The following is a 12130-nucleotide window of genomic DNA, read 5'->3' as shown; positions in this document are numbered from 1 at the left end:
TGGAAGTGTGGTAACACATGGAGCTGACTGTTACTAATAGGGTGAGGGCTTGACCAATAATAGCAAGGTTTAAAATTGATTCTTGACAAATTTCCGACAAGGATGTAACATGTATGTAGTTTTGAAGGTACAAAATACCTTTTATTCCTCCTTAGCTCAGTCGGTAGAGCATTCGGCTGTTAACCGAAGTGTCGTTGGTTCGAGTCCAACAGGGGGAGTTTAATCGGAGCATGAAGCCCGATTTGATAAGGCTCCATGGTCAAGCGGTTAAGACACCGCCCTTTCACGGCGGTAACAGGGGTTCAAATCCCCTTGGAGTCATTCGCTTCGGCGAATAACTAAATAATATGGTGCCATAGCCAAGTGGTAAGGCAAAGGTCTGCAACACCTCTATCCCCAGTTCAAATCTGGGTGGCACCTCTTGAAGCTCTTGATGAAGAATCAAGGGCTTTTTTATATTTAGAAGGTACGAATGAATGTTACAGGAAGCAAGGCGGAAAAGTTTTTGCAAAAGACAATGACAAAAGAGAAGGGCAGTGTTATAATCCATATAACGATGGCGAAAAGAGGTCCACGGGGCCTCTTTTTTGCGCTGAAAAATCTGGTGAGGGGATCTGGGAAAAGCTAGTATTTTGCAAACAGGCTCTAGAAGCAGATAGAACTGCCAGAAATAATTTTGGGGTTGATGAAGGAGAAATAGTAGAATGAAGGAGAACAGACAGGACCTGACAACTGGGTCTATCTGGGGGAAAATGCTGTTTTTTAGTATTCCTCTTGTGCTGACCAATCTTTTGCAGGTGTTGTTTAATATGGCGGATATTGCGGTGATCGGGCAGTTCGCGGGATCTTTATCCTTAGGGGCAGTGGGATCTACCACCACACTGGTAACTCTTTTTACCGGGATCCTGATCGGTATGGCTGGCGGTATCAATGTTCTGGTAGCAAGATTCTTTGGAGCGAAGGATAAGAGAAGTACAGTTCAAACTATACATACGGCGCTTCTGGTAAGTCTGGCAGCAGGGCTGATCGTGCTGGCATTTGGAATGATTTTTTCCAAATGGATCCTGGAGGTGATGAATACCAAGGAAGAGCTTCTTAATGGAGCTGTTCTTTATATCCGGATATATTTTCTTGGAATGCCGGCGCTGGCTCTTTACAACTTTGGTAATGCAGTTTGCAGCGCTTTTGGAGACACGAAGAAGCCGCTGTATTATCTGGCAGCTGCTGGCGTGGTAAATGTGGTTTTGAACCTGTTTTTTGTAATTGTCTGTAAGATGGATGTGGCAGGTGTTGCCGCAGCAAGTATTATTTCCCAGTATATATCCGCATTCCTGATCTTGCGGGCGCTGGCACAAATGGGCGGGGATTATGCACTTCGTCTGTTGGAACTGAAGTTTGATAAGAGAATGGCGGAGTATATTATTCAAATTGGTCTTCCGGCAGGGCTTCAGAATGGGATTTTCCAGCTTGCCAATCTGTTTATCCAGGCTGGTGTCAATACCTTTGATGCAACAATGGTAGCAGGTAATTCTGCAGCGGCCAATGCAGATGCTCTTTTATATGATTCCATGGCTGCTTTTTATACGGCCTGCGGAAGCTTTATGGGACAAAATTATGGTGCAGGTAAAAGAGACCGGGTGCGGAACAGCTATCTGATCAGTCTGGCGTATTCTTTTGGAATTGGATTGATCGGAGGTATCAGCCTGGTTATTTTCGGAAAACAGTTTCTGGGGCTTTTTACCAATGATCCGGCCGTGGTGGAGGCTGGTATGAAGAGACTGACCATTATGGGGTATTGCTATGGATTTTCTGCATTTATGGATAGTGCCATTGCCGCTTCCCGTGCTCTGGGGAAAAGTATTGTGCCAACTATCATTGTGATCCTGGGATCCTGTGTGTTCCGAATGGTCTGGGTAAATACCGTTTTCGCATATTTCAAGACCATTCCGTCTTTGTACCTGTTGTATATTTTTTCATGGGGAATTACGGCATTTGTGGAAATTATATATTTTGTTCATGTATATAAGAATACGAAAATTGGGTAAAAAGAAGAACAGGAGGACTTTTTTATGGAAGAAAAGAAGAAAAAGATTTTCAGCGGACAGGTTCCTACAGCTATTTTTTACATCCTTTTTGGACTTTGTCTGGCGCTGATGCCTGTAGAGACAGTAAATGTGCTTTGTAAGGTAATATTTGGGCTGGTTTTGATCGGGGCAGGAGTTTATCACATTGTGATTTTTGTACTGGAAAAAGATAACTCTACCATGCTGGATCTTTTTTCCGGTGTGATCGTGCTGGTGATTGGAATCTTTTTGTTTATGAATCCAACTGTAGTTGTGAAACTTCTTACGTTAATGCTGGGAGCCTTTATTCTGGTAGACAGCATCTGGATGTTAAGAGGCAGCCTGAAGCTGAAGAAGCGGAAACAGGGTGTGTGGAAGGCATTTCTGGTGGAGAGCCTGATCTTTATAGGGCTGGGAGTGCTGATCCTGGTAAATCCGTTTAGCGAGATCAAGATGGCGGTGCAGGTTTCCGGATGTATTTTTGTGGCAAATGGAGTGCTGGATATTATTTTCTATTTCCTGTTGAAGCATGGGCTGAAGAAGGAAATTGAGACTGAAGGAGAGAATGAGAAGAAAAAAGAAAGGAAATCTCAGACAGAGAAGAGCACAGAGCTGGATTCTGCTGCATATGAGCAGAATCATGGAAATGCGGAGGCGCGATTTGGCGCAGAAAATACAGCTGCTGGGGAAAGCTTTGAAAGTGCAGCAGAAACAGTGGATGGAAGTGCTTTTGAGAGAGATGATTCAGATATTGCTGCGAATGAAACTGCATCTGAGAGTCAGAATGAGCCGGAAGCAAATGAAAGTGCTGACACTGTCAGTGAAGAACCAGAGGAAGAAATTCTGGAGGAGTGGAAGGATTGAAACCAGAGATTGTAATCTTAGATTTTTCCGGGATTTACCAGGAGGAAGATTTTTATGGGGAAGAGCAGGTTTCCTGGGTGGATCTCAGGGGCATTTCCGGGACAAACTGCTACTGTGACGGGGAAGCCCGGGGGCAGATCCTGGACAGATTGGAGAAATATCCGGCTTCTGGAATTTATTTCATTGATTCGGGCAATTATCATTATATGAGCCGAATCGGGGCAGAAAGAATGGCAGAGCCTTTTCATCTGCTGGTTTTTGATAATCATACGGATATGCAGCTGCCTGCTTTTGGAGGGCTTTTGTCCTGCGGAGGATGGATCGCCAGTGCCTTGGAGGAGGTAGGGAATCTCCGTGAGGTCTGGCTGGTGGGACCAGATGAGGAAGCCTATGGACAGGTGGAAGAACAGTTTAAAACCCGGGTGCATTTTTTGTCCAGGGAGAAACTGGCGGAGGACAGGGCTAAAAGTCTGAATGGGAAAAGCCGCGATAGAGGCGTTAGAACAGAAAGTGGTGCTGTGAATACATTGGGCGTGTTAAGCACGCTGCTTCAGGAACTTCCTACGGACCTTCCACTGTATATTTCAATTGACAAGGATGTGCTTTGTACGGAAGCAGCAGCGACTACCTGGAGTCAGGGGGATATGACTTTGGAGGAAATGCTGGAAGGCCTGTCCTGCCTGGAAAATCATTTTTCTGAGAAAGGCGGCAGAATCCTGCAGGTGGATATCTGTGGCGAATGTGATCCAGACGAAAGCATGGAAAATAGCAGGAATGATCATGCAAACGGCGAACTTTTGAAGTTCTGGAAGGATTGTTTAAAAAGACTAGATGGGAGAGCTGTTTAGATAACGTTCTCACGGGCAGCAGAGCGTGAGGGTATTTCGCGACTGGAGGAATGAAAGATTATGAAAAATGAACTTCTAAAGATTGGTCCTTTTACCATATATGGCTATGGCCTGATGATCGCCATCGGGATCCTGGCGGCGTATTTTACCGGGGAAAACAGGGCGAAGAAGAGAAAGCTGCCTTATGAACATGTTTTTTACCTGGTAGTATGGTGCGTGGCTGGAGGCTTCCTGGGAGCGAAAATCCTGTACTGGATCACAGAATGGAAGAGCATTGTGAAGAACCCGGGATTTCTGGGAGATACCCTGACTGATGGATTTGTGGTATTTGGCGGAATTATCGGTGGAATTCTCACAGCTTATGTGTACTGCAAGGTGGAGAAGCTGGACTTTTTGAAGTTCTTTGACACGCTGATGCCTTCTGTGGCACTTGCCCAGGGATTTGGAAGGATTGGATGCCTGCTGGCAGGATGCTGCTACGGAAAAGAGACAGAAAGTGCCCTTTCCATTACGTTTCACACCTCTACATTTGCGCCTGATGGAGTGGCACTGATCCCTACGCAGATCTATTCCAGTATACTGGATTTTATTCATTATGGACTGCTGCTTCTGATCCTGAAAAGGCAGAAGCGGGATGGGGAGACGGCGGCAGCGTATTTGATTTTTTATAGTGCAGGAAGGTTTGTGCTGGAGTTTTTCCGGGGAGATCTGGCGAGGGGAAGTGTGGGAGCGCTTTCTACGTCACAGTTTATTTCGCTGTTTACTTTTGTGGCAGGGATTGTGTTGCTGGTGGTTTTTTCAGGAAGAGATGAGAAAAAAGGGCTATAATAAAACGATAGAATTATAAGAATACAGATTTCTGTGCTGGCTTTCTGATAATCCTAAAAATCGAAAGCATAAAATGCGAAAAAAGGCATACTCTTAAGTGAAAAACTTTAGGGGGCAGCTATGAAAAAGGAAAGGTCTGAGTTTCGTGAAAAGCTGATGGACACAGATCAGTGGCAGGAAATGGAAGCAGCAGAACCGAAGAAGAGGGCGCTGGCAGGCGGAGACGAAAAGTCTGGAAATAAGGACCAGCTAAGCGTGCAGGCTGTGGTGTCGCCAGCGCAGAATGAAATGTATGCGGACTTTGTTGTAAAATATATGGGGGATTTTCAGAAAGACCTGGGCGATGTCCCGGGCCTTATTTTTCAGAAGATCAATGCAATTTATGGGGTGGTCTATGCGCCATTGACTGAAATTGATGCGTTAAACATTAGTACCTATTCCTATAGCTTTATTCCAAAATGTTATACCCATATGGATTTTGGAAGTCTTAGTGCTTCGGGAATTACAAGGCTTCAGGAGCATCCCTATCTGCAGTTGAAGGGGCAGGGAACGGCAATTGCCATTGTGGATTCCGGGATTGATTACCGAAATTCTCTTTTTCAGAACGAGATGGGCAGCCGGATCCTTTGTATCTGGGATCAGACTCTGGAGGGAGACGGGACAGAGGTGCCATATGGCAGAGTGTTCTGGAAAAATGACATTGACCGGGCGCTGGCATCTGAAAATCCCCTGGAAATTGTTCCTTCTACAGATACCAACGGACATGGAACCAGGATGGCGGCTGTGGCAGCTGGAAATTATTTTCCAGAAGAAAACTTTTCCGGGGCGGCGCCAGAAGCCATGCTGATCGTGGTGAAAGTAAAGCAGGCGAAAAAATATCTCCGGGAGTTTTATCTTTTTCCTTCTGAGGCGGAGCTTTTTCAGGAAAATGATATTATGATGGGGGTGGATTTCGCAGTGCGCACAGCAAATGACAGGAAGCTGCCCCTTTCGGTGTGTCTTGGGATTGGCAGCAGCCAGGGGGCACATATTGGGAGAAATCCTTTAAGCATTTATGTGGATTATGCATCCCAGTTTTCCCGGATCTCGGTGTCTATTGCGGCGGGAAATGAGGGTGCGGCAAGGCACCACTATGCAGGACGTCTTACGCACCGGGAAAATCAGGCGTCAGCAGAGCTTCGGGTGGGAAATAAGGAGCCTGGATTTACCCTGGAATTCTGGGGCGAACCTCCGGAAATTTATAACCTGTCTTTGCAGTCGCCAACAGGGGAAATTCTGGATATCAGTGCATCGCTGGGAGATGTGACACAGGAATTGTCTTTTATTTTTGTGGAGACCAGGGTGGAAGTGAATTATGTCTCCATTGAGCGGCAGACGGGATATACATTGGCATATTTTCGGTTTATTCAGCCTGCAGCTGGCATCTGGCGGATTTTTGTGCAGGGCCGGGATGGGCAGAATGTGGAGTTTCACATGTGGCTTCCGGTACAGGGGCTGATTTCTGAAGAAACCTATTTTCTGGAACCGTCGCCTTACAATACGGTGACTGCGCCTGGGGATTCCCTGGAAAGTATTACAGTGACTGCTTATCAGTATCGGGACAACAGCTTGTATGTCCAGGCAAGCCGGGGCTTTATGCCAGATGGAAATGTGGTTCCCCAGGTGGCGGCACCAGGCGTCCAGATCCGTGTACCGCAGCTAAACGGACTCTACGGTCTTGCATCCGGAACCAGTTTCTCCGCAGCTCAGACCGCCGGTGCTGCTGCACTTTTATTTGAATGGGCCGTCGTGCGGGGCAACCAGCCATATTTTACAGGCTCCAGCGTAAAAAACTATATTACACGAGGCGCGAAGAGAGAAGACCGGCTTACTTACCCCAATCGGGATTGGGGATTTGGGCGGATGGATCTGTATCATACATTTGAATTGCTGACGTAAGAGGCGGGAATGCAGAAAAGAACTTCTAGTTAAAAGAGTCACATTCGCCATTTTTTCGGTTATTTTCCTCGATAAGAGCAAAAGTTTCCATGAAAACTTGACACAAAATATACCTCTTTTGTATAATAAATTCATGAAATTGAGACACAACAGGAAGAATGTGAGGATATTCTGACAATAATAAAAAGCATAAGTTGCCGGGAAAAGAGTAAACAGAGGAGCATTGAAAATTGAAAAGTATTACAGTTGAAGCAAAGGTACAGAATGTGGATAAGGTCACAGAATTTGTAAACGCAGTTCTGGAAGAAAACGACTGTCCGTTGAAGATACAGATGCAGTTGGACGTTGCCATAGATGAGATATTTGGAAATATCGCCTACTATGCTTATGGAGACGGCAGCGGAAACGCCACCCTGCAGATTGAAATGGAGCAGAATCCGCGGACGGTTACACTGACCTTTATAGACCAGGGCGTTCCCTATAATCCACTGGAGAACAAGGATCCGGACATTACGCTGGACCTTGAAGACCGGGAAATTGGCGGACTTGGGATTTTCCTGGTGAAGAAAACGATGGATGAGGTCTTTTATGAATATGCTGATGGGCAGAATATATTAACCCTGAAAAAGAAACTCATTTAAATGGAATAAAAGGAAAATTATGTTTCAAAATAATTATTCACAAAAAACGCGAAGATTTTTTGTAAATATTATAGCAAAAGATTTTTTGCTCATCTAATTGTTTTTGTATACCTGATTTGTTATACTGTAAAAAACAAATGAAAGCAGGAAAACATTATGAAAAGAGGCAGTATTTTTGAAACGGATGGTATCCCGCGGATACAGGAAGCTCTTCCTCTTGCATTGCAGCATGTAGTTGCAATGATCGTGGGATGTGTCACCCCTGCCATTATTGTGGCAGGTGCAGCAGGTCTTGAGAATAAGGATCAGGTCATTCTTATTCAGGCAGCTCTGGTAGTTGCAGCGCTGTCTACTTTGCTCCAGCTTTTTCCGTTAGGGAAGAAGTTTAAGATCGGTTCGGGACTTCCTGTTATTATGGGCGTCAGCTTCGCATATGTGCCCAGTATGCAGGCTATTGCGGACGGATATGGAATCGACACCATTTTGGGAGCGCAGATCGTGGGCGGTATTGTGGCTATTTTTATGGGAATCATGGTGAAGAAGATCCGGGTCTTTTTCCCTCCGCTGATCACAGGGACAGTAGTATTTACCATCGGACTTTCCCTGTATCCCACTGCGATCAACTACATGGCTGGAGGAACCTCTAATCCGGACTATGGCTCCTGGCAGAACTGGCTGGTGGCATTTTTCACACTTGCTGTAGTAACTGTCCTGAATCACTTTGGAAAGGGAATCTGGAAGCTTTCTTCTATTTTGATCGGTATGCTGGCTGGATATGTTGTGTCTATTCCTTTTGGCATGGTGGATCTTTCCAGCGTAGGGGCAGCAAGCGTGTTCCAGGTACCGCAGCCGCTGCATTTTGGAGTGCATTTTGAGATTTCGGCATGCGTGGCTATTGGATTGCTTTTTGCCATCAACTCCATTCAGGCAATCGGTGATTATTCTGCTACTACCATCGGGGCTATGAACCGGACGCCAAAGGATTCGGAGCTTCAGGGTGGTATTGTGGCTTACGGTATCACCAATATTGTGGGAGCGTTGTTTGGAGGTCTTCCGACTGCTACATACAGCCAGAATGTTGGTATTGTTACCACGACAAAGGTTATTAACCGGTGGGTTCTGGGGCTGGCAGCTGCTTTCCTTGGAATTGCAGGGTTTGTGCCGAAATTTTCTGCACTTCTTACTACCATTCCCCAGTGTGTGCTGGGTGGTGCCACCGTATCTGTATTTGCTTCCATTGCCATGACCGGAATGAAGCTGGTGGCTTCAGCCGAGATGGATTACCGGAATTCTTCCATTGTAGGTCTGGCAGCAGCACTTGGCGTGGGTGTTTCCCAGGCGAACGCAGCACTTGCTACACTTCCTGCATGGGTAACCACCATTTTCGGAAAATCCCCGGTTGTGCTGGCAACCCTTATTGCAGTCTGTCTGAATCTGATCCTGCCGAAGTCAAGAGATGAAAAGAAGGAAGAGAATATCCACGATAGTCAGATCCAGGAGAAGCTGGAAGAGGATCATAAGATGTTTGGGAATGAGTAGTGCTGGGAAAACGGTGGGAACTGGGTGTTTTTACTGTTTGTACGTGAAAATTCAATAAAAATAAGAACCCCTTTGTTATGGAATACCGGGTATACGAAAGCCTTTTTCAAACAGGCTTTAAGGTTCGTAGTATCCGATATTGTGAAGAAAGGGGTTCTTTTAATTTATACGGGCAACGGGCCAAAGTTTGCGTTAACATACATGCGTGTACGAAATTTTGGAGATTGTTGCGAGTATTTTAAAGATTGTTGTCTGGGCCTTAAGAGCCAGATGATGGGGCTGGTGCTATTTTCTATAAACACAAACCGGAAGGCCGTCCTTGTCTATAGGCAGTTCTACCTGTCCCTGAATCAGCGGGTGGGCGTAGCGGATGAAGTCTTCGGTCACGTCAGAACCATCCTGGCAGATCCAGGAGAGGGGAACGGTTTTCTCCTCGTTACAGATCTCGTTGACATCCTCAAGTCCGCATTTCATCTGGTAGACTCCCTCAGAGGTCTCCTGACGGATGAAAGAAACCATCTTTCCTGTCTCTCCCTTAAGTGCAGCCTGAACGCCGAAAATACCGGCTGTAATGGCCTCCTGGCGGTCCGTATCAGAGAGCATGGAAGCACTGCAGCGCTGGCTTACATTCAGCTCAATGGAGCGTGCTTTCACACCAAGGCAGCTGCGAACCAGATTCTCCAGGTATTTGCCGCAGCCTGCCAGCATTTTGTGGCCGAAGGTGTCTGTGCCTACGGAATTGTCATATTCGCAGATGAAAGTGCCTTTCTCATCATGGATTCCCTCGGAAACGCAGACCACAACGTTGCAGTTTTTCTGGAAGCTTGCCTCTACCTTTTTCAAAAATTCCTTTGTGTCAAAGGCTGTCTCCGGAAGATAAATAAGAAGGGGGTTATCCCCTGGGTATTTGCGGGCAAGGGCACTGGCAGCAGTCAGCCATCCGGCATGACGTCCCATGATCTCAACAATGGTGACAGATTTTTTCTCATAAACATTGGCGTCCAGGGTGATTTCACGGACTGTGGAAGCCACATATCTGGCAGCGCTTCCGAATCCCGGGGTGTGATCGGTGTGGATAAGGTCGTTGTCAATGGTCTTCGGTTCACCGATAATGCGGATATCGCTGCCGATCTTTGCCGCATACCGGGAAAGCTTGCTCACCGTATCCATAGAATCGTTGCCGCCGATATAGAAGAACCATCCAATGTTCCTCTCCTCAAATTTACGGAAAAGCTCCGGATAAACCGGATCCTCCAAGGATTCCGGAAGCTTATAGCGGCAGGAACCAAGGTATGCGCCTGGAGTGTAGGTGAGATATTCCAATTTTTCTTCTGGAAGTGCTTCCTCAAAATCCAGGACAGTGCCCTTCAGGAATCCCTCGATTCCATTTACCATGCCGTAAACATGTCCAATTTCTTCCTGGCGGATTCCCTCAGATACCACGCCGTAAAGGCTGCTGTTGATGACTGCTGTAGGTCCGCCGGACTGTCCGACGATCAGATTCTTTTTTGCCATTTTAGTGAAACCTCCTGTTGTTCTTAATAGCCTTATTATAACAGGGGATGGTGAATGTGGCAAATCCGAAAAATACGATTGTGGGAAAGGGATGGATGGATTATAATAAAGGGCAGGGAAACTGCTAAAAAAAGCAAAGTGTGATGTTTAAGACAGCAGAAATAAGTGGAGAATCTGCCTCCTTAAGCATTTATAAGGATTAGAAATGAAAGAAGAACAGAATATTCTGTACCGGAAATTTCAAACCACCGGGCAAGAGCGGATCAGGCTTGCCTGTGCACTGGAAGGTTTTTTTTCAGAGGAAAAGGACAAAGAAGCAGAAAAAAAAGTCTATGGACAATACCTGAAGCGCCGGATCCGCCCGGCTATGGAAGCACTGATCCAGGAAGAAAATGTGCTGAAAATGGAGCAGCTTGAAGCCAAGGGATGGTTTGGAGCAGAGGAACTGGATCAGTTTATTGCCGTAGCAAGGAAGGAACGAAGGCTTGAGAGCCTGGTGTGGCTGATGAAACTAAAGGATTCCAAGTACGGATATAAGGATAAAACATTTGAACTCTGATAGCAAAATTAAAGAAAAAAACAAGATTTACCAGGACATGGGACTAAAGATCCTATACACCTGTAAGAATGAAATATGCGCACGTTTTCCCTTTTTTTCACAGGGTGCAGCGGCACTTCCTTTTGTTATGGAAGAGATTGATTCGGCGAAGCAAAGTGTAGATAAAATAGGCACAAAGACGCAGATTACGTCTATTGGAACCGATGGAGAGTGCATAAAAGCACAGCCCCTGTTTCTGATCCAGACCTGGGCAAAAGAACCGGAAATGCTGAAAAGAGGGTATCTTCACATGCTGCTTCATTGTCTTTATCTCCATCCTTTTTATGGGGAAAAGAGAGAAAAACGCCTCTGGAATCTGGCCTGTGATCTGGCTGTAGAGCTTCTGACAGAGGAGAATCTTCCCAAGAATTTATGGGGATTTTCAGACGAAAAACAGAGAAAAAGAAAGCAAATTTTACAGTCCTTTGAAGGGAAAATTCCCTCCGCAGAGGTGATCTATCAGAGGCTTTTGGAGGATGAAATTCCTTTTGAAATAGAAGAAATGGAGACTCTTTTTTCCTTTGATAACCATGCTTTATGGGAGAAAATATTGGGAAATAGAGAGGAAAAAAGAAGCAGATGGGAGAGAATCCTTACCTACACGAACCTGGGAAAAGAACGGCAGAAGCACCGGATCGGAGCGACTGCCGGAAGCATGGAAGAAGAACTGGAAGAGCATTATAAGGGCAGGTATGACTACCGGAAATTCCTCAGAAGGTTTGCTTTTCCAAGGGAAGAAATCCTGTTGGATGAGGAGAGCTTTGACTATGTTTTTTATCATCTGGGGATGGAGCAATATGGAAATCTGCCGCTTATAGAGCCACTGGAATATAAGGAGGTGAACCGGCTGGAGGAGCTTGTGATTGCCATTGACACTTCCGGTTCCTGTTCGAAAGAGCTGGTACAGCGATTTCTTGGGGAAACATACCAGATTCTCAGCACAAGAGAGAACTTTTTTAAAAAAATGAAGGTATATATCGTACAATGTGACTGTTGTATTCAGTGGTACCGTATCGTGCATTCAGAAGAAGAATGGAGGTCCTGTATGCAGGAAATCACCATACAGGGGCGCGGCGGCACTGATTTCCGTCCTGTTTTTGAATTCATCCGGAAGGAAAAGGCGAAGCGGGAACTGCGGAATCTGAAAGCGCTTATTTATTTTACTGACGGAGATGGGATTTATCCCAGGGAGAAACCGGATTACGAGACCGCCTTTGTATTTGTGAAAAAGACGGAAAACATGAGATTTGTGCCAAACTGGGCTTATAAGCTGGTAATCGTGGAAAGGACATAAAG

Annotated in this window: 11 protein-coding genes and 3 tRNA genes; 13 read left to right on the top strand and 1 reads right to left on the bottom strand. The window is 45.8% G+C overall.

All coding sequences use genetic code 11. The annotated features are described in order from the left end of the window. Nucleotides 1-145: 145 nt before the first annotated feature. From LIQ05_RS05520 to LIQ05_RS05470, 11 genes are all read left to right on the top strand, one after another. Nucleotides 146-218: transfer RNA gene (locus tag LIQ05_RS05520), tRNA-Asn, on the top strand. 31 nt (nt 219-249) lie between these two features. After that, nucleotides 250-321 (top strand) — tRNA-Glu (locus LIQ05_RS05515). Between the two features lie 28 nt (nt 322-349). Next, a tRNA-Cys gene (locus tag LIQ05_RS05510) sits at nt 350-420 on the top strand. Continuing rightward, nucleotides 412-708: a hypothetical protein gene (locus LIQ05_RS05505; protein ID WP_226819262.1), complete on the top strand. Its 297-nt coding sequence runs from the start codon at nt 412-414 to the stop codon at nt 706-708. Before LIQ05_RS05510 ends, LIQ05_RS05505 begins: the two co-directional genes overlap by 9 nt. Continuing rightward, nucleotides 705-2045, top strand: a complete 1341-nt coding sequence (locus tag LIQ05_RS05500; protein ID WP_226819260.1) for an MATE family efflux transporter — start codon at nt 705-707, stop codon at nt 2043-2045. The genes LIQ05_RS05505 and LIQ05_RS05500 overlap by 4 nt, the downstream gene beginning before the upstream one ends. Nucleotides 2046-2069: 24 nt before the next feature. Then, the gene (locus LIQ05_RS05495) at nt 2070-2927 is read left to right on the top strand and encodes an HdeD family acid-resistance protein (protein ID WP_226819258.1); all 858 of its coding nucleotides are present in this window, start codon (nt 2070-2072) and stop codon (nt 2925-2927) included. After that, entirely contained in the window at nt 2924-3775 is an 852-nt protein-coding gene (locus tag LIQ05_RS05490) for an arginase (RefSeq protein ID WP_264292715.1), read from the top strand. The genes LIQ05_RS05495 and LIQ05_RS05490 overlap by 4 nt, the downstream gene beginning before the upstream one ends. Before the next feature lie 60 nt (nt 3776-3835). Beyond that, entirely contained in the window at nt 3836-4603 is a 768-nt protein-coding gene (locus LIQ05_RS05485; RefSeq protein ID WP_226819256.1) for a prolipoprotein diacylglyceryl transferase, read from the top strand. A gap of 120 nt (nt 4604-4723) precedes the next feature. Beyond that, a complete protein-coding gene (locus LIQ05_RS05480; RefSeq protein WP_226819255.1) occupies nt 4724-6541 on the top strand; it encodes a S8 family peptidase in 1818 nt (605 codons plus the stop codon). 230 nt (nt 6542-6771) lie between these two features. Continuing rightward, on the top strand, nt 6772-7182 hold the full coding sequence (locus LIQ05_RS05475) for an ATP-binding protein (RefSeq protein WP_226819254.1): 411 nt from the start codon (nt 6772-6774) through the stop codon (nt 7180-7182). 156 nt (nt 7183-7338) lie between these two features. Further along, entirely contained in the window at nt 7339-8721 is a 1383-nt protein-coding gene (locus LIQ05_RS05470) for a uracil-xanthine permease family protein (protein ID WP_226819253.1), read from the top strand. Nucleotides 8722-9006: 285 nt separating this feature from the next. Here the strand turns inward: LIQ05_RS05470 and LIQ05_RS05465 are convergent, their stop codons facing one another. Continuing rightward, entirely contained in the window at nt 9007-10236 is a 1230-nt protein-coding gene (locus tag LIQ05_RS05465; protein ID WP_226819252.1) for a 6-phosphofructokinase, read from the bottom strand. Between the two features lie 205 nt (nt 10237-10441). Here LIQ05_RS05465 and LIQ05_RS05460 point away from each other — a divergent pair, with 205 nt between their 5' ends. Both LIQ05_RS05460 and LIQ05_RS05455 read left to right on the top strand, forming a co-directional pair. After that, nucleotides 10442-10795, top strand: coding sequence for a hypothetical protein (locus LIQ05_RS05460; RefSeq protein ID WP_226819251.1), 354 nt, complete (start codon nt 10442-10444; stop codon nt 10793-10795). After that, nucleotides 10785-12128 (top strand): VWA-like domain-containing protein, encoded by a 1344-nt coding sequence (locus tag LIQ05_RS05455; protein WP_226819250.1) that lies wholly within the window; start codon nt 10785-10787, stop codon nt 12126-12128. The genes LIQ05_RS05460 and LIQ05_RS05455 overlap by 11 nt, the downstream gene beginning before the upstream one ends. Nucleotides 12129-12130: the final 2 nt, after the last annotated feature.

Source organism: Blautia glucerasea (assembly GCF_020537505.1).
In the GTDB taxonomy this organism is placed as follows: Bacteria; Bacillota; Clostridia; order Lachnospirales; family Lachnospiraceae; genus Blautia_A.
The sequence above is the reverse complement of the archived record's forward strand: the minus strand, read 5'-3'. Positions and strand labels throughout refer to the sequence as shown.